Source organism: Wolbachia endosymbiont (group A) of Epagoge grotiana, from assembly GCF_947251775.1.
In the GTDB taxonomy this organism is placed as follows: Bacteria; Pseudomonadota; Alphaproteobacteria; order Rickettsiales; family Anaplasmataceae; genus Wolbachia; species Wolbachia pipientis.
This window is the reverse complement of the sequence record NZ_OX366387.1, coordinates 351,305-370,184: the sequence shown is the minus strand read 5'-3', so window position 1 is coordinate 370,184 and position 18,880 is coordinate 351,305. Positions and strand designations below refer to the sequence as shown.

15 protein-coding genes, 1 tRNA gene and 3 pseudogenes are annotated in these 18,880 nt (G+C 33.2%); 12 read left to right on the top strand and 7 right to left on the bottom strand.

Features of this window, described 5'->3' with window-relative positions:
* The first annotated feature begins 64 nt into the window (after positions 1-64).
* The 5 genes and pseudogenes from ppa to OPR50_RS08530 all read left to right on the top strand — a co-directional run.
* A complete protein-coding gene (gene ppa / locus OPR50_RS01805) occupies positions 65-571 on the top strand; it encodes an inorganic diphosphatase (RefSeq protein WP_151807542.1) in 507 nt (168 codons plus the stop codon).
* Between the two features lie 399 nt (positions 572-970).
* Positions 971-1,061: transfer RNA gene (locus OPR50_RS01800), tRNA-Ser, on the top strand.
* A gap of 184 nt (positions 1,062-1,245) precedes the next feature.
* Positions 1,246-2,391 carry a SurA N-terminal domain-containing protein gene (locus OPR50_RS01795; protein WP_182309700.1) on the top strand — a complete coding sequence of 382 codons (1,146 nt, stop codon included), beginning with the start codon at positions 1,246-1,248 and terminating at the stop codon, positions 2,389-2,391.
* Positions 2,392-2,488: 97 nt separating this feature from the next.
* Complete coding sequence (locus OPR50_RS01790; RefSeq protein ID WP_182309699.1) at positions 2,489-3,109, top strand: ferredoxin reductase domain-containing protein; 621 nt, start codon at positions 2,489-2,491, stop codon at positions 3,107-3,109.
* Positions 3,093-3,404 (top strand): annotated as a pseudogene (locus tag OPR50_RS08530) (5-formyltetrahydrofolate cyclo-ligase); the annotation flags it as partial. The gene OPR50_RS01790 and the pseudogene OPR50_RS08530, both read left to right, overlap by 17 nt.
* Here the strand turns inward: OPR50_RS08530 and OPR50_RS01780 are convergent.
* Positions 3,314-4,339: a hypothetical protein gene (locus OPR50_RS01780; protein WP_406830181.1), complete on the bottom strand. Its 1,026-nt coding sequence runs from the start codon at positions 4,337-4,339 to the stop codon at positions 3,314-3,316. The pseudogene OPR50_RS08530 and the gene OPR50_RS01780 overlap by 91 nt on opposite strands.
* Before the next feature lie 136 nt (positions 4,340-4,475).
* Between OPR50_RS01780 and elbB the strand changes: the two genes are divergently transcribed.
* Together elbB and OPR50_RS01770 are read left to right on the top strand one after the other, a co-directional pair.
* Positions 4,476-5,183: an isoprenoid biosynthesis glyoxalase ElbB gene (elbB, locus tag OPR50_RS01775; protein WP_039963711.1), complete on the top strand. Its 708-nt coding sequence runs from the start codon at positions 4,476-4,478 to the stop codon at positions 5,181-5,183.
* Between the two features lie 175 nt (positions 5,184-5,358).
* On the top strand, positions 5,359-5,667 hold the full coding sequence (locus tag OPR50_RS01770; protein WP_010081942.1) for a hypothetical protein: 309 nt from the start codon (positions 5,359-5,361) through the stop codon (positions 5,665-5,667).
* Positions 5,668-5,669: 2 nt separating this feature from the next.
* Here the strand turns inward: OPR50_RS01770 and OPR50_RS01765 are convergent, their stop codons facing one another.
* Positions 5,670-7,235 carry a peptidoglycan D,D-transpeptidase FtsI family protein gene (locus OPR50_RS01765; protein WP_265024186.1) on the bottom strand — a complete coding sequence of 522 codons (1,566 nt, stop codon included), beginning with the start codon at positions 7,233-7,235 and terminating at the stop codon, positions 5,670-5,672.
* Positions 7,236-7,237: 2 nt separating this feature from the next.
* Here OPR50_RS01765 and ispH point away from each other — a divergent pair, with 2 nt between their 5' ends.
* From ispH to OPR50_RS01745, 4 genes and pseudogenes are all read left to right on the top strand, one after another.
* Positions 7,238-8,167, top strand: a complete 930-nt coding sequence (ispH, locus tag OPR50_RS01760; RefSeq protein WP_264339733.1) for a 4-hydroxy-3-methylbut-2-enyl diphosphate reductase — start codon at positions 7,238-7,240, stop codon at positions 8,165-8,167.
* Positions 8,168-9,760: 1,593 nt separating this feature from the next.
* A complete protein-coding gene (locus tag OPR50_RS01755; RefSeq protein WP_265024185.1) occupies positions 9,761-9,958 on the top strand; it encodes a hypothetical protein in 198 nt (65 codons plus the stop codon).
* Between the two features lie 304 nt (positions 9,959-10,262).
* Positions 10,263-11,161, top strand: a pseudogene (locus OPR50_RS01750) (DMT family transporter).
* A gap of 47 nt (positions 11,162-11,208) precedes the next feature.
* A complete protein-coding gene (locus OPR50_RS01745) occupies positions 11,209-12,516 on the top strand; it encodes a UDP-glucose dehydrogenase family protein (RefSeq protein WP_265024184.1) in 1,308 nt (435 codons plus the stop codon).
* Positions 12,517-12,533: 17 nt separating this feature from the next.
* Here the strand turns inward: OPR50_RS01745 and OPR50_RS01740 are convergent, their stop codons facing one another.
* From OPR50_RS01740 to OPR50_RS01725, 4 genes and pseudogenes are all read right to left on the bottom strand, one after another.
* A complete protein-coding gene (locus OPR50_RS01740; protein WP_265024183.1) occupies positions 12,534-13,010 on the bottom strand; it encodes an MFS transporter in 477 nt (158 codons plus the stop codon).
* 150 nt (positions 13,011-13,160) lie between these two features.
* Positions 13,161-13,904, bottom strand: coding sequence for an MFS transporter (locus OPR50_RS01735; RefSeq protein ID WP_406830177.1), 744 nt, complete (start codon positions 13,902-13,904; stop codon positions 13,161-13,163).
* Between the two features lie 127 nt (positions 13,905-14,031).
* Complete coding sequence (locus OPR50_RS01730; protein WP_006280070.1) at positions 14,032-15,084, bottom strand: threonine aldolase family protein; 1,053 nt, start codon at positions 15,082-15,084, stop codon at positions 14,032-14,034.
* Positions 15,081-15,422 (bottom strand): annotated as a pseudogene (locus OPR50_RS01725) (threonine aldolase family protein); the annotation flags it as partial. The pseudogene OPR50_RS01725 and the gene OPR50_RS01730, both read right to left, overlap by 4 nt.
* 84 nt (positions 15,423-15,506) lie before the next feature.
* Between OPR50_RS01725 and OPR50_RS01720 the strand changes: the two are divergent.
* Positions 15,507-16,832, top strand: coding sequence for an IS4 family transposase (locus OPR50_RS01720; RefSeq protein ID WP_264339118.1), 1,326 nt, complete (start codon positions 15,507-15,509; stop codon positions 16,830-16,832).
* An 87-nt stretch (positions 16,833-16,919) separates the two neighbouring features.
* Here OPR50_RS01720 and OPR50_RS01715 read toward each other — a convergent pair whose 3' ends face one another.
* Positions 16,920-18,860, bottom strand: a complete 1,941-nt coding sequence (locus OPR50_RS01715) for an ankyrin repeat domain-containing protein (RefSeq protein WP_265024180.1) — start codon at positions 18,858-18,860, stop codon at positions 16,920-16,922.
* Positions 18,861-18,880 lie beyond the last annotated feature (20 nt).

Here is an 18,880-nt window from a genome sequence, read left to right as displayed (position 1 = left end):
CATAAATGTGGCAACTTAAAAGCACATATTGTATAATGCTTATTCTTAAGTTAAGAGGTGATTTATGGATTTAAGTAAAATAACAGCGGGACCAAATGCGGTGAATGTGGTAATTGAAATAAGTGCAAATGCTGAGCCTGTAAAGTATGAATTTAATAAAGAGCTTGGGTTGTTACAAGTTGACAGATTTTTGTCTACCTCAATGACTTATCCTTGCAATTATGGGTTTATACCAAATACCTGTGCAGGTGATGGTGATCCTGTGGATGTTTTGGTGCTAACTCAATTTCCCTTAGCATCTAGTGTTTTAATATCGGTGCGTCCAATAGGCGCATTACTCACTAAAGATGAAAAAGGAGAAGATGAGAAAATATTAGCTGTGCCTGTTTCCAGTGTTGATAGCTATTATGACAATATAAAGGACTATTCTGACTTATCTAAAAGCCTACTAGATAAAATTACTCATTTCTTTTCTCATTATAAAGATCTAGAAAAGGGAAAAACGGTAGCAGTTGGAGAATGGGTTGGTGTGGAAGAAGCAAAGAAAATCATTGAAAAAAGCAGAAATTAGTTTTTATTGATTTATAGCTAAAGTGGCTTAGGTTTGCCCACAATTTGAAAAACAACAAATTCGTCATTCCGCTACTTGTTAGCGGAATCTATACCGCGCACAACTGTACGAACATTGCAATATGGCACATAGTAAACGATGTCATTCCAGTGCGTGACACTGGGATCCAGACTTTCCGTAAAAACGTTGTATTTTAACATAACACTTATATGCTCACCAACTTAGTGCTAATCAAAATCCTGGATCCCAGTGTCTGGGCACTGGGATGACAAGAAAGGGAGCACTGGAATTTTTGTTTCAGCATTAGCCATGCATCTGAACAGATACAAATATTGCAATTAAAAGCATTAGACAGGTGGTAGAGGTCTTGGTATTATATAATCTTTAGGTTCTAAATTTGGAAGGGTGGCCGAGCGGCTGAAGGCGGCGGTTTGCTAAACCGTTATACGACCCAAAAGTCGTATCGAGGGTTCGAATCCCTCTCCTTCCGTATACTGTTTTTAGCACGGTTTAAATTCGCTATATTAGCATGTTTTTAGCCTATTTACCAGCGTACCTGATTTTGTTGCAATGGTTTTTATTTCCATTGTCACTGAGATCACTATTAAAAAGTTGGCTAGCATTGACTCAGTATTTATTATAGAATTGGTTATTAACTAAACAACTTTACTTGTATGTATAAAATACTAATTTTACTGTTGATAGTGTTGCCACTTAGGTTGCTTGCAACCGAGATTGAAATTGTTGCAGATGTAAATGGTGAACCAATTTCAAATTTAGATATCGAAAAACGCATCAACTTTATAAATTCATTGTTTGGCACTCAAAGTGTTAATCAAAAAGAAGCAAAGCCTCAAGTGCTTAGGGAGCTAATAGACGAAATTATCATTATCAATGAAGCACAGAGGCTGAATATAAAATTGAGCAACGAGGAGTTAGATAATGCTATTATGTTATTTTTAACCCAAAGTTTTAAACTTAAGGCTAATGAAGTTGATCAATACATAGAGAAGCATAATATAGATCTTGGTATTTTAAGAAAACAAATAAAATGTCAGTTACTGTGGAGCAAAATTATTGAAGTAAGAATTGTGCCATTTATTAATATAAGCGATAAAGAAGTAGATGATGTAAAAAGGCAAACAGAAAAGCCGGATTATCTTATCACGTTCCAAGAGTTTATAATTCCTGATCAAAAAGACAAGGACGTTTATGGTATAGCTGAAGATTTAGTAAAAAAATTACGCAACAGTAATAACCCAGAATCTCCAATAAAGATGCGTAAAGCAACAGTTAATTTAAGTCAGCTAAAAGGAAAACTCAAGAGCGTTTTAGAAGGATTAGAAACCAGCGACATAGCAGGTCCATTCAGTTTCAGTGAAGGTTACTCCGTTATAAAAGTAATAGATAAAGTACAACTTAATCATGCACTGCTGGAAAGCACTTTAAAATTAAAACAGATTGTGGTTGAAGGTTCAGAAAGTTTATTAGATAATCTCAAGGAGCAAAAGGTCAGTTGTTTAAATTTTGATAAATTGGCAGATAATTTTAAACTGCCAAACGCAAAAGAATTTGAAATAAAAATGCGAGATTTAAATCCTGATTTACAGATTTTATTTAGTAAAACAAGTGTGAATGAAATAGTAGAATTGAGAGAAAATGGCACTGCAAAGTTGATGATGTTGTGTGATATCAAGAGTAATGTAGCGGGTATAGAAGCAATCAAACAGAAAATGTACCAACAAAAGATTATGATACAAAGCAACTTGTTATTAGATGATATGCGTAAAAATGCAGCTATCAGTTATCGGTATAGTTGAAGTCAGAGAGTGTCCTTGTCTTTGTGTATAGAACTATATAAATTACTTTGTTCTATAAAATTTCAAAAAATTTGAACAAATGCAGTTAAAATAGTACATGAAGAATATAATGCTAATTGGTGGTGGAGTTGGAAATGCAGTGTTATTTTCGATAGGGAAGGCATGTCTTGAAAATAATAACAAGGTTTTGTACTTTGCTGGCTATAAGAAGTTAAGTGATGTATTTAAACGAGCACTGATAGAGCGTGCATCAAATGCAGTAGTTTGGGCATGTGAAGAAGGATTGATAGAAACAAGCAGAGATCAAGATAAATCCTTTCATGGTAATATAGTTGATGCAATAGTCTCTTATCAACAAGGAAGATTAGGTATTAATTTGAACGTTATAGATAAAATTATCACTATTGGTTCTGACAAAATGATGAAAGCTGTGAATGAAGCTAGAAAAACAATTTTAAAGCCATATCTAAAATCAGGCCACATAGCAATATCATCAGTTAATTCTCCTATGCAGTGTATGATGAAAGAAATCTGCGCTCAGTGTGTGCAGCAACATATAAATGCGAAAACAGGAGAAAGAAGTTTTGTTTATAGTTGCAGTAATCAAGACCAGGATATGGAGTTTATTGACTTTGACTTTTTAAGTGAGCGTTTGAAGCAAAATAGTTTACAAGAAAAACTTACTGCGAAATGGATAGATCATGTTCAAAGATATTAAACAGCACAAAAAGGAAATAAGAGAGCAATATAAAGCTATAAGAAAAGATATTGATGAAAGTTATTCCAGTTATGCAGCAAATTCCCTTATTAATCTCTTTAATCAGAACTTAAGCTACGTTAAAGGCAAAACAATTGCGGCTTACATTCCAATGGACGGGGAAATAGATGTTGTGCCTTTGATGCATAGTTTACTCGATTTAGATTATAAAGTAGCAATTCCTAATAAAAATAAGTTACTAAAATTTGAGGAATGGAACAAAACAAATGAAGACGTAATTCCTGACGTAATCATTATTTCTACCTCCTCTATTTTACCCTCACCAATGGCCATAATTTTAGATTGAAATTTCTCCATAAGTTCCTCAAGTGCTTCCTTATCACTTTCATAAGTACTAGTACCTTTTTCTCTAAGCTTTTTCATGTCATCTTCTGAAAAATTTTGAATAGTTCCATTCTTTACTAACTCTTGTATAGCAGATCGCTGCCCTTCATTTTGAAGCATGCCTATGACCTTTGCTTTACTCTGGGCGTTTTTTATTTTTTCACCTTCTTCGGACATATTATAGCCTATAATCTCTTGAGCCAAACTGTTGTATAATTTACTAAAGTTATCTTTTTTTGGCCCAACCTCAGGCAATTTATCCCCTAAATTTTTAGATAAACTTTTCACTGCTTTTCCTGCATCAATCGCACCTTCTTTTATTTTTTCCCCTGCCTTTACTCTACCTATTCCTACATAACGTGCTCCAATAGCCACAAGCGCTATTAATGTAGCAAGCACAATAAGTGGAGAAAATGCTGCTCCTAATACCATTACGGCAGAAGCTATTCCAATTTTTTTATTTGCAGATGCTGATTTAAAATAATTGACTAGATTGTCCAGTGGACCTTTATTATTATTTATAACATTACTTATTGCTTGTTGGTTAACAGATTTTAACGCCTCTTCTATTATTTTTGAGTCAACATTTTCAGAAGTTAAATCTTTAAGTGCTTCTTCAATGAGTTTTATAAATAATTCTTTATTTACCTCCTTTTGCAAGCCTTGGTCATTAATTGCTAAACCTAAATCTTTGAGGTTCATCCCTTTAACTTGTTCTGATAGGGTTGTAAATAACTCTTTTTTCCCCTCTTGTGAGGATTGTGCAATACTTTCTATTATATCTGAAATAGCTTTTCTTAGTTCTGGATAGTCAGTGTCAAAAAACATACTATTGCTAGATTCCATATTCAGCTTCGTTGATTATAAATATGCCTAATTATACATACTAATCATTAATTATATTATAATTGATATAACATACCCCTTTCCAAATATAGAATTTGTATTAAAATATCTAGATTATATGAAATCAAGGTACTTTATGGGTGAAAAAAAATTAAAAGCTGCTGTGGTCTTATCAGGGTGTGGTCACCTTGACGGTGTAGAGGTAAGAGAAGCGGTTTTAAGTTTGCTTGTGCTTGATCAGCAGGAAGTGGATGTTAAATGCTTTGCACCTGATATCAATATCACACAAGTTATGAATCATAGAACAAAAGAGGCAACAAAAGAAAAAAGGAATGTACTTGTGGAAGCAGCAAGAATCGCAAGAGGCGAAATATATGACTTAAAAGAAGCCAAAGCTGAAAATTTTGACATGCTAGTTGTACCTGGTGGATACGGGGTTGCGAAAAATTTATCTGACTTAGCTGAAAGTAAAGACATGGTGACAGTAATGCCTGAATTTGAAAGATTAGTTTCAGAATTTTTTGTTACAAAAAAGCCAATAGGAGCGATATGCATATCTCCAGCCATCATTGTTTCAATTTTAAGTAGCAAGATAGGTAAAGAAGAAAGTAAGGTTAAGGTAACTATAGGAGATGACAGAGAACAGTTGATAGAAAGGCTTGGCGGCGAGCACATAAAATGCGATACAGAGTTATCAATAGAAGACGAAGAACATAATGTATTTTCCTGTTCTGCTTATATGCGTAGCGACGAAAGTACATACTCTGTATATCAAGGGATAAAGCATATGATTGACAGCATGGTAAAAAAGATTAACAAAAAAACTAAACAGCCATTCCTATAAGGTGTACTAAATAAGACTTTTCTATTAATCACACAATTAACTGTTGAATTTTACATTTCTAGCTGTATTATGGCTACGTAGCTAAAGTAACTTAGGTTTATCGACGCTTTACTACTTGTTAGCGGTGTGGTGTAGTGGCCATATATGTTTAGTTCTTTTTTTTAAGGTATTTTGTATGTCAGATCTTTTCTATATTGAAACTACGTGTTGTGTGGACGGTCAGTGTGATGTCTATACAGGGGAAGTGAGTTTTAATGATGTCATGTTAGGCAAGTTCAGTCTAAATTCGTGCAGCGGGAAAGAAGCTATGATAAATCTAGACATTATTACATTCGATATTAATATCGCTATTGATGGTCAAAATGGAAAGACAATAAAAAAAGACCTTAAAGGTCTTGAATTTGTAACTAAAGATGATGGTTCTTGGTATATTAATAAGGATTTTGGTGATGATAAATTTGAAGTTGTAGTAAAGCAATCATAATTTTACATCTCAGGTGTAACATTTAGTATAGGCGCTATTCTATTTATAATGTTCTTTACTATAGGCGCAGCAATTATTCCCCCGGTATGGTGCATCCCTTGAGGCTCATCAATAGCAATTAGCACTATGTACCTTGGGTCAAGCATAGTTAGCACTCCTATAAATGATGCTATGTTTGCATCTTTGCTATATTTACCATCTACAACTTTTTCCGCCGATCCAGTTTTTCCTCCTATTGAATATGCCTTTATTTTTGCTTTTCTGCCAGTGCCATCTGTTACTGCTGCACGTAATAATTTTCTCATTTCCCTGGAAGTTCTTCTTGAGATAATTTGCTCTCCTATACTTCTTTTATTCAACATCAAGGTTGCGTTATGAAATATCCCATTATTGATTAATGCTGCTGCAGTTTGTGCAAGATGTATAGGAGTTACAGCTATGCCATAACCATAAGATGCTGTTATTAAAGTGTTTTCACTCCATTTATCCGGGATTATCGGTGTGGATTTTTCTGGTATTTCTATTTTCAAAGGAGAAAATAGCTTCATAGCTTTAAAGTATTCTACCTGTTTTTCAATACCTAGTTTGACTGCAATTTTTGCTGCACCAATGTTGGATGATTTTACAAATATATCTTGCACAGTAATTTTTGGAATTTTAGATTTATGAAAATCATGAATTTTATACTTTCCAATGGTGATTGGTGTTGATACGTCATATAAATCGCTAGTTTTTGTAGCGTTCGCATCAAGCGCTGCGGCTATTGTAAAGTATTTTAATACTGACCCCATCTCATATACCCCAAGACTGGCACGATTAAACTTTTGTATGTCTTCTGCCTTATTCTGTAAGTTGGGATTAAAATCAGGTAGGCTGACCATCGAGATGACTTCACTATTTCTCACATTTAAAACAATTCCTACTCCGCCAAGTGCCTGATATCTGCTTACAGCTTTAGTTAGCTCTTCATGCACTATGCTTTGCACTCGTGTATCTAAGGATAGTATTATGGGCTTTTCTTGCTCATTGTTTTTACTTATATACGCCTCAACTCCTGCAATACCATTGCCATCTATGTCAGTGTAACCAAGCACGTGTGAAAATAAATTACTGTGAGGATATATACGCTTTATGTCGTCATAAAAATTTACTCCTGGTACACCAGCGTTTTTGATCGCTAGTAATTCTTTTGGAGTCAAGTGCCGCTTTATCCAAGCAAATTTCTTTTCTGAAGTAAGTACTCTATATAAGTTCTTGTATTCGAGGTCATGCAAAGTAGAACACAGTTGTGCTGCTATACTTTCCGGATTCTTTACTTTGGTTGCATCTATATATAGTGATGTTGTGGGCACATTTGTTGCTATTACCACTCCATTTCTATCTAAAATATCAGGTTGTTTATGTACTATATTATCTTTTCTAAAATTTTCTGAAGTAGTAGGTTGATCAAATGTTAAAGAGAATATGCGAAAAATAATTATTATATAAAATATAAATAATGGTACTATAAAACACAGTGAGCGGAGCTTATTTTTAAGTAATGCTTGCATATTTACTTGATTTGACAAAAATGGAAATCATCTTAGCTGAACCACGAGGTTTTTGTGCCGGGGTAAAAAGAGCTGTGGACATATTAGCTATTACTTTAGAAAAATACAAAAACGAGCGCCAAGTTTATGTGCTACACGAAATTGTTCACAATAAATATATAGTAGAGGACTTTAAGAAACAAGGAGTGGTTTTTGTAAGCAGTATCGAGGAAATTGAAGATAATGAAGGAATACTGATCTTCAGCGCGCACGGAGTATCAAAAAATATAGAAGATGAGGCAAAAAGAAAGGGTATTCAAGTGATTGATGCAACATGTCCTTTAGTTAGCAAAGTGCATAAAGAAGCAAAAAGGTATGAAAACAGTGGTAAAGAATTAATTCTCATTGGGCATGAAAACCATCCAGAAGTTAAGGGAATTAGGGGAAGAGTAAACAATCCTATCACTTTAGTGCAAACTTTGCAGGATGTATATGATTTAAAGGTTAAAGATCCAGATAATTTGTCTTATGTTACACAAACTACGTTAAGCATCGACGATACCCGTGACATTATTGCTGCCTTGAAATTAAGGTTTCCAGGCATAACAGGTCCAGATTTAAAGGACATATGCTATGCAACGCAAAATAGACAAAATGCTGTTAAAAAGCTAGCTGAAATTGTAGACATGGTATTAGTTGTAGGAAGTAAAAATAGCTCAAATTCAAACCGCTTATTAGATCTGTGCACTGCTAGAGGAAAAAGAGCCTACTTGATTGATAATTACAGCTGTGTGAATAAAAGCTGGTTTCAGGGCGTAGAAAAGATAGGGATCACTGCAGGTGCTTCCGCTCCTGACATATTAGTTGATGAATTAATAGACTACCTAAAAGTAAACCTGAGTGTAAAAATTTCAGTTATGCCAGGTGGTATTACTGAAAATGTTCAGTTTAAAATACCGAATCTGGTTTAAAACACAACTTATCTACTAAACTTCTCTTGAAATCACACAAACCAGCATCTATAGCTAAGACGTCATACCGCGATTCATTAGACTTCTTGCATAACAATATAACAAACTTTTATTGGGAATAGAAACGAAAAAACTTGCTTGACAAACTCCGCCAGCCCTCTTATCATGAAACTGAAGCTATTGTATTTGCTTTCGCCAATCTGCAGATTAAAAGGTAAGGATTACTTAATGTATCGGCGTCTTATGTTCAATTTTTTGCAGTATATAGATACTGTATGTCTTTACAAAACTTCATCTACATCTAGATTTTTATCTAAATAAGCTGAACGCGCTTATAAAGCGTTACAAGACATCAAAAAATGCCAATACTCGACAGAGATAGTAAAAGACTAGCTAACTCGGGGATTCTTTGTCTTTTTTTCTGCTTAGTAAATTTCTTAAACATTTGCAGCGTAGGTTAGTTGCAATTAAAAGCGGCTGAATCTCGCTTGTCAAGCGTTTAAAACATAAAAAACGCCAATATTTTAAAGCGGATAATAACCCCAGGGCTTCTTTTGCCTTTTTTTTCGTTTGGTAAATTTCTTAAATATTTACGGCTAATATGAAGCTAAGTACGAACTTTGTTAAACACAACAAATGGTGTCATTCCAGTCTGGAATCCAGGAAAAAGAATGGTGTCATCCCAGTGCCCAAACACTGGGATCCAGTTTTCTTTACAAATTCACCAAAAGTGTTTCATTCTATAACATAAAACCCATACTCACCAAATCCAATGCATTACTTGCAATTAAGTTTCCTGGATCCCAGTGTCTGGGCACTGGGATAACAAAGGAGGACGTTATTCCAGTGCCAAGCACTGACCATTTCTGGTCTCTTAAATTGCAACTAATCTAAGTATTAAAAAATTTACCAAGCGAAAAAAAAGGCAAAAAAAGCCCGATGGTTGGCTAATTACTTACATTATACTTTCAAGTATGGCGTTTTTTTATTCTAAACGCTTAATAACCGTGACTCAGCCGCTTTTAAGCCGCAACTAATCTAAATTATAAACGTTAAGAAATTTACTAAACAGAAAAAAAGGCAAAGAAACCCTAGGGTAGCTAATTATTCACTATCCATTTTTTAAGTTGGCGTTTTTTGATGTTTTAAATAGCGTATTTCAGCTTGTGTAGCTAGAAATTTGATAAAGACATGAGGTGCACATAGTGCAAAAAATTAAGCATGATTTACGCCAAATACATTAAGTTTTTTTGTCATTAATCCACTGCAGAGATTGCGAAGATAAATAAATAGCTTCAGTTTCATGATATGTATAACAATGTTACAAAAAATAATATCATAGAATTCAATAGGATAATTCCTAGAAAACCCCTACATACTAAAAAAAGCAAAATGCTGTTAAAATGAGCTTAAGAATAAATAGCAAACATCTAACATAACAATTCTATTTGTAAATCAGGTGAGACTTATCCTATAGAAAGCTTTCGAACTACGCAAGCGTATCTTTTGCCTTTAGTATTTCTTTAAACCTGCTGCAAAAGAGTAGGAATGGTTATAAAATAGGGAGGTATAGCAAGAGAATAGAGAGGGAAGATGAGCTTAAACTACCATAATCTAAAAGAACATCCGAGAAATTTTCGAGATGTAACAGGTTTGAAAATAGAAGAATTCGAAAAGGTTGTAGAAAAAGTGCGCCCAGAGTGGGAAAAAGTTCAAGAACAGAAGAAATGCCATGTAAGAACGTCAAGATTGCCTGTATTGGAAGATAAAATACTCTGTATAATTCTATAGACCTGCTGCAAAAGAGGAGATATTTAAAGAGAGATGTAGCAAGAGGGAATGAGCTTAAATTATCAAATCAACGTTATTCTACTTTACCTCACTAGCATTTTCCTTACCTTGAGCCTTACTATTACTCACAAATACAAACGTTCGTTACATAGCTCTTAATATGTCTACAGAGACGAAATTTCCCGAATTATTTATAATGGACCCTTACGATCACATTCTGGGGACGTACATCAGAAAACTTTTATATTATTAGTTTTGTAGTAAAATTATATGAGTACATCGTATCTATTAAATCAGAAGCTTTATGGATTACAGATTGAGAGCTTATTTGTTTGGGGTTATCTGGTTTATACTTAGCTTACTTAGTAGTGTAGCTAATGATACTATATCAAAATATCTAAGTTTACATCTTCAGAGTTTTGAAATAATTTTTTCCGCTTTCTGTTTACCACTATTACCCTTGTACCTTTTATGTTTTACTATGGAATAGAAACTTTTAAAACAAGTCAAATATCTACTCAAATAACCAGGGGTGGGTTGTTGTTTTGTGGAATGACCTTATGGACTTACGGGTTGACTGTTTTCCCCATAGTAACTGCAACGATTATAAGTTTTTCTATACCATTATTTGTTATACTTCTTGCAATTCCTTTTCTGGAAGAAAATATAATTTGGCAAAGATGGGTAGTAGCTGTCATTGGTTTTATTGGTATTGCTATTACTACTAAAGCTTATAGTGAGGATTTTAATCCTAAAATTCTTATTTTTATTGTATCTGCATTGATCTTTGCTATATTGGATATACTTAATAAGAAACTTGTAATAAAAGAGTCAGTAATAAGTATGTTATTTTATTCAGCTCTAACGACAACTATTTTTTCTACTCCACCTTTGTTATTTTATTGGCATATGCCTTCCTTGTTGGAGTTAGTATTACTGCTGATTTTAGGAATAAGTTCAAACCTAATTCTGTTCTTCATGTTAAAAGCTTTTGCTCTTACTGATGCTACTGCACTTGCACCGTATAGATACATAGAGCTAATAATTTCTGCAATAGTAACATACGTTATATTTAATGAATTACCTGATAAAAGTGCTTTATATGGTACTTTGATATTAATACCATCAACCTTATTTATAGCTTATTCGGAAGGTAAGGCAATTAAGAAAAATAATGTAACAACAAAAGTTTATAATTGTTAATGGTATTTATTTTAGATGCTAAGCTATATTTTTAAGGTGATAATAAAATGCACATAACTATTATAGGAGTAGGGTATGTAGGATTAGTATCTGGTACAATGTTATCTGAGCAGGGCCATAAAGTTGATTGCATTGACATAAATACTGAGAAGATTGAACTTTTGAAATCAGGGAAAATTCCTCTATATGAACCTGGATTAGCAGATTATTTAGAGAATAATATAAAGTCACAAAGGATAAGATTTTTCGATTCGTATTTTCAAATAAATCCCAATACAGAAGTAGTATTTATAACTGTAGATACTCCATCAGACTCCCTAGGAAATGCAAATTTACAGAATGTATATAATGCAGTAAGTGAAGTTTCTGAGAGAGTTAATCAAGATTGCTTAATAGTGATAAAGTCAACTGTTCCTCCTGGTACTGCAGAAAATATATATAATTATTTATCTAATAAGGGCTATAACTTTGATTTGGGGGTTAATCCAGAGTTTCTCAAGCAAGGCTCTGCAGTATCAGATTTTTTATACCCAGATAGGATAATAATAGGAGTAAAAACTAAGCTAGCTAGAGCAAAACTAGAAGTTATATATAGATCATTTATAGATAAGAATATTCCGTTAATAGTCACTGATACAGTTACTGCTGAAATGATTAAATATGCTTCTAATGCTTTTCTAGCAACAAAGGTTGCTTTTATCAATGAGATGGCAGGTTTATGTGAGCTATTAGGAGCAGACATTGACCTTTTAGCTAACAGTATGGGAATGGACCATAGAATAGGTAAGGAATTTCTCAAAGCTGGTCCAGGATTTGGAGGATCATGTTTTCCTAAGGATTTGTCAGCTTTATTAAGGCTTGCTGAAGACTACAATGTTAAGCTACAAATTTTAAATTCAGTTAAAGAATCTAACTATAATCATATAACAAACGTTGCTAAAAAGGTAGAATATGTATTAAATGGAGTCCAAAATAAAAAAATAGCAATATGGGGGCTAACTTTTAAGTCTGGTACTGATGATGTAAGAAATAGCCCAGCTATAGATATTGCAAAATTGTTAGTGAATAACAAGGCTAAAATTACTGCATATGATCCAATGGGGATGGATAATGCTAGGCAAGTTCTAAAGGATATAGAGTACGCAGACAATGCTATAGGGGCTGCAAGAGACGCGGAAGCCTTATTATTATTAACGGAGTGGAAAGAATTTAAAAATCAAGATTTTGCAAGTTTAAAGAGTATTATGGCTGCACCTAATGTTTTTGATTTCCGTAATTTATTAGATAGCGAGCTATTACTAAGATATGGTTACCATGTTTATTCCTTGGGTAAAAAATCTATCTACAAAGTTTAACTGTTGAGAAATTTTTTTTACACCGCTTTACTTAGTTTTTTTAGATCTTTGCTTGATAGTATGGAAAAGCAAACGAGTGCAACAACAGAGCAAATGGAAAAAAATGAAAACATAATACTGTTACCACAGTGCTTAACAAGTACTCCTAAGAGCACGCATGAAAATATTGAACTTGCAATATACCCAAATAATCCTGTTAAGCTTACAATTGCACACACATTATTTTGTGGAGCAATTTCTACAGCTATAACACCTGTCAGTACTTGCACTCCAAATATAAAGAATCCTGATAAGATTGCACCAAGGTTCATAAGAATTATGTTTTGACCAAAGTTCATTGCAATAAAAGTGAGTGCTATACCCAACATATAAAGTGATGCCAGCAAGCTTCTATTTTGAAAGAAGTACATATCACTAATTCTTCCTGTTATTAAAGTTCCAAGGATTCCACCTAAATCATATACGCCTGTTATTAGTCTTACTATTACCCACAAATATAAATGTTTGTTGCATAGCTCTTAATGGCATAACTTTTGCTTGAAATAACTGTTTATATGGTGCAATTTACAGCTTTTAGTTGCTAAAATTATAACTCTTAGTTTAATAATTTTAATCTAATAAGCTTTCAGGTTAATAAAATTAAATTATTTGAGTAAATACAATACTATGTTTTTATTTGTGGGTAATAGTAAGGTTATTAGTGAGGATTGTACAAGAGAAATTTGTAATTTATTCTTTAAAATTATAGGAAACCAAAAGAAGATTCCCATTTTTATAATATAAGCACAAAAAGTAGCACAACATAGAAACCATATGGAACTTGTTACCTTGATACCTATTTGAGATTTCTGCACCTTATAATAGGTAGTAAAGTTGGCACTTTCTTTGTAATATGCCTTTAATATTATATAAATTCCAAAAAGTAAGCATAAGAAACCAGAGTACAAAAATGCACTTTTTGCATTATATATTTTAATTATACTTGGTAATACAATTAAAGTAATACAAGAACCAAGTTGCTGAGATGCGCTCATAACTCCCCATGATGATGCAATTGAAGAGATGCTAGAGTTTGTAACCATAAACTTGGTAATAGCTGGCCAACCTAACCCTTGTGTCCAAGCTAATAATATTAATGTTAACAGTAATAAAGTTAGATTATTATATGATAAAGTTATACCAATGGTTAATAATCCAGTTGCAATATTGCATAGCCCAAACATAAATAATGGATTATTTTTGGAGTCCATGATTATTCCATTAACAAATTTTGATACTCCATAAAAAAAAGAAAAGCAGGCAAAAAAATAGCTTAATTTTACATGGTCAGTATCTATTAACAGTGGTAGAGCAATTGGTATACTTTGTCTTGATAAATAAAGCAGCATATATCCACAGAAGAATAGTAAATATTGAAAGAAGACAAAGTTCACACCTATTCCCAAATAGCTCTATGCAGATGCTAGCATAATACTATATTGGTATAATATTGTTTGACAAGAAGTTTGCAAACAATTAGTGCAGAAAATTACTTAGTATCTTTCTTATAGCAGATACAGTAGTATTAATATCTTCATAGCTTATATCTCTATGTGTTATAGCTCTGATTTTACCTTTGATGTTAGCCATTCTAATTCCATAATTTGTCATTAGTACGTTTATTAATTCTTGAGTAGATATGCAATTAGTACGTAATGAAAAATACGCTATATTAGTTTTATACAGGTCGATATCAATTATAACTTGATCTATGGAGTCTAGGCCTTCTATAAGGTGCTGCATTTTTTTATGATCTTCTTCTAAAGAATTTACATTATTACGTAGAGCATATAAACATGCAGCTGAAATAATGCCAGCTTGGTGCATACCTCCGCCAATTTGAAACTTATAGTACCAAGCTTTTTCAATAAAATCTTCACTTCCAAGCAATATTGCGCCCATTGGAGCACCTAATCCTTTACTAAAATCAATGAATACCGAATCAAAATAACTTGCATACTCCTTTGGAGATATTTTAGTATGAGCACAAGCGTTGAACAGTCTTGCTCCATCTAAATGAGTGAATACGTCATTCTCTTTGCAGAGACTTGAGATCTCTTGAATATATTCTAAAGGCCACACAGCTCCACCACCAAAATTTGTCGTTTGTTCGATAGAAACAAGCCCAACTCTCGGAATATTTCTTAAACTAGGACGAGTAATAAACTCAACAATTTGTTCTCCAGTAAATATTCCTCTTGTACCTTTGATGGGCAAAGGAGTAGCATGTGCCTGGGCTGCGATCAAGCCAGATTGTACTATGAGTGGATGTGAAGTTTCATCAAGCAGCAAGTAATCACCAGGTCTTTGAATGTGTACTTTATAAGCAATTACATTGGACATCGTTCCTGAAATCAAAAAGATTCCTGCAGGTTTACCTAATATTTTACATGCGGTTGCCACTAATTCGTTCACAGTTGGATCTTCACATGCAGCTTCGTTTCCAACTTTTGCTTTAGCCATCGCTTCCCTCATTTTAGCTGAAGGGTCAGTGTTTGAATCGCTAAAGAAATCTATTTTTACTCTCATATTAAATTTAACACAACCTCCTTTATAATTTCAGCAGCTTTCATGATGTCTGTTTCCTTTGTGCCAAGATGGGTAACTGCTCTTATATGAGACTCGAGCCAAGGAAAAAGCAATAAACCATAAGCTTGGCACTTACTCAAGAAAACCTCATTAGTTACATTTAGTGCTTTTATACTAAAGCTTACTATATTAGTTTCTGGATAAGGTAGTACCAGTTTTATGTGTGGAATTTCCTTAATCTTGTCTGCAAACAGTTTGGCGAGTTTATTGTCTTCTTTAAGCCTAGAAATATTGTTCTGTAGTACATACTTTGCTGCATTAGCACAATACCCCATACGCGTCAAGTTAAGGAAATAAAGGTATGAAAGAGATAGAATAATAAGGTATAAGTTCTCCCAGATATACTTTTAGTGAGAGAACCAATGAATAAAATAACTTGCTTATCAAAAAAGCTCAAAGAATTTTTTAATGAAAAAGCAGAGAAAATCTCAATTACAACAAGGTTTATAAAAAGAAAGAGAAAGCTAAAAGGTTCATCATTCGTAAAAGCCATGGTCTTGGGTAATATAGGAGTTGATAATTGTAGCGTAGAAACAATGTGTCAATTACTAAACGAGGACTCGATAGATATAACAAAACAAGGTTTGGATTTTAGATTTACTGAAGAAGCAGTGGAATTTATGAAAAGGATGTATAATGAATCTGTGATTCTCTTTAAAAATATCTTGCAAGTTGATTGCAAAATCTTACAGCAATTTAATAGTGTTAAATTATTGGACAGTAGCTATATTACTCTACCTAACAGTATGGAAGAGATGTATAAAGGTTATGGTACTAGCTACAGTGGCTATGAAAGCAATACTAAGTCTGGAATAAAGTTACAATTAGTTTTCGACTACATGAATCAGATAATAGACCAACTTAATTTAACGGAGGGGGTAAGATCAGACCAGGGATATAGGAAACATTTAAGTAATATATTAAGCAATGATTTGCTAATATCTGATCTCGGTTATTTTGTGCCAAGTTCTTTTAAACAAATCAATGAAATAGGAGCTTATTTCATAAGTCGTTATAAATCCGATACCAACATATATGATGTAGAAACAAATCAAAAAATGGAGTTATTAGAATGTTTAGAGGATAAGTTATTTTTAGAAAACGAGGTATTGTTAGGAAAAGAAGCAAAAATTAGAGTAAGAATTATATGTCAGAAACTAACTGAAGAACAGTCTATGGCCAGAAGAAGGAAAGCTAATAGATTAGCAAGATCGCAGGGATATACATCCTCTAAAAGAAATCAAAAATTGTTGAACTGGTCAATATTTATAACTAATGTTCCAGAAAATAAAATTAGTGCTGAGCAAGTATTAACGATTTACAGAGTAAGGTGGCAAATTGAGTTATTATTTAAATTGTATAAAAGCCATATCAGGCTTGATAAGCTAAAAGGAAAGCCATGCAGAGTATTATGTGAACTATATGCTAAATTGTGCGCAATTCTTATATTTCACGGCATAGTTGGTTGCACAGAAGTGAAAAAGAATACAGAACTTAGCTTAACAAAGGCATTTATTGAGCTAAAAAGGCGGGTTAGAGAGTTATTTTTAGTATTAACCAAAATTAATAGTTTAAAAGCATTTCTTAAAAAACTCACTATAACTTGGTCGCGATTTTCATTAAAAGACAAACGTAGAAGGGCTAGAGTATCCACTTTAACCTCTCTAAATTTGCTCACAATCTCTTAACTTGACGCGTATGGTTTATTTAACACTCCCGTGTAGAGCTTAAGACAATTCGTTTCTTAGATTACTAATCATCTTAGTTAATACTTTCTACCTAGTAATTTCCTCCCTAGAAACCCTTCTTAACTCTTCACGTTCTGTCCATTTGTTGTTAGACTCGCTTATTACTTCAGGACGCATTAATCCACCAGATCTTTCAAAATATCCCTGTTCAATAGCATCGTAGACCCAGTAGTTACCAAGCTCGCAATCATTGCCTAACTCTTCTTCGCGACCTTTGAATTTTTCTAATATTTCTTCTCTATTACTCACTTCTACTATAATTTTGCTTTTATTCTGTACGTCAGGATACAGCCTAACGTCTACATTTCCCAAACTAGTATAGAAAGTTAATGCTATACTGCTACCTTCTGTAAGATCTGTGTAATTCCTTATGCCATCTTCAGTTTTAATTTCTACTTCACTTTTACCGATCTTTACTATATTTCTTCCACATTTTACATCTCCATCGGTTAGACCTAAATCCCTTACCCCATCTGTTATCTTTATAATGTCTATTTTACTATCTTTAGAATATTCTAAGTAAAAAACGGAGTTGTCTATTCTTGCATCTTTTAGCTCGCTATTGGTTGCACTTTTTGCGATTTCAATAAACTTATGAGAATTGCTAACATAATCTATATAAGCTTTTTTTAGGTTAGTTTTATGCTCTTTAAATTCTGATGTCAGTGTGTTAGCATCAACTGTATTACCAAACACTGCCCCTTTTGATACTAATTGACATATTATACTACTAGAAACTTTAGGATTTTTTTCCAACTCACTGATTTTTTTCATCACATAATCGGTAAAAGTGTACTCATTACCTGAAAAGAAATCTTGTGAAAGAGAATAGTTTAATCGTACACCAGACTTTATAGCATCGTTTACAATCTTTTCAAGTTCAGCCATGTTTTGAGCTCGAAATACCTTATCAGAAAACTTATTTAACTTCTCCTTTTGATTTGAAGTTAAATTAACGAGTAATTTACTGGCCTGTCCTTCCTTTTGCTGACGATAAATATTTATACCATAATCTAATGCTCCTGCTTCTAAAAATATCTTTCTTAACTCTTGAATAAGACCTTCATTGTCCCAAGAAAAACGATCAACATACGAAAACACTTTTGATCCACCCATTCCTTGCCGAATATTTAGCACCACTTTTAGGTCTGAATCTCTTTTATGCTTACTTAAAAACTCCTTTAAATTTTTAGTGCAGTCTGAATCGAGTACAAGTAAGTCATACAATTCTGCATTTAACTTTTTCTGTTTATCAGTTAGAAATAATTCTTCTATATTATAGCAGAGTTTATTAGTTGCTATTTGTTGTGGAGTTCTCCCCTTTCTACTTGTTATATTAGGGTTAGCTCCTTTCAAGAGAAGAGAGTTTGCATTATCGTAATGACCTTTAGCAGCAGCAAGGTATAGTGGTGTTTTTCCTTTATTATCTTGTATGTTAGGATCTGCACCTGCTTCTAAGAGTAAATCTATAGCCTGATTTCCTGTGCGACGAAATCCACCAATGTTTGCTCCTGCAATCGCATGCAATACTGTTGATTGAGATTCTCCTCTTCTTAGGTTAAGAATTACTTTTAAATCTTTATTGTTTCTATTATCATGTAAAAATTCTTCAAGGGGCTCAGTATTATCAAATGAACCACAGTTAGAAGCTAAACATTTTAGAGCACTAAGTAACTTTTTGTTTAAATTTTTTTGACTTGGCGTAAGATCGTGATCTAGAGCAAACCAAACACAAATCTGTTCACTTAATCCAAGTTTGCTATCTATCAAAGATGATGGTTCATTATAATTTCTAACTGATGGTAAATCTCCTGAGTACCACATATCATTCATCAGTGCATTTAATAAATGCTCTTTAGATGATAGATGTTCTATAATTGATTCATATTCAAAATCAGATGGCTCTGGTTTGGATTTTGGTTTTAGTAGATTGATAATAGATTTTACTATCCCAGTAGACTCACCCATACTTATCCCTCTAAGCTAAG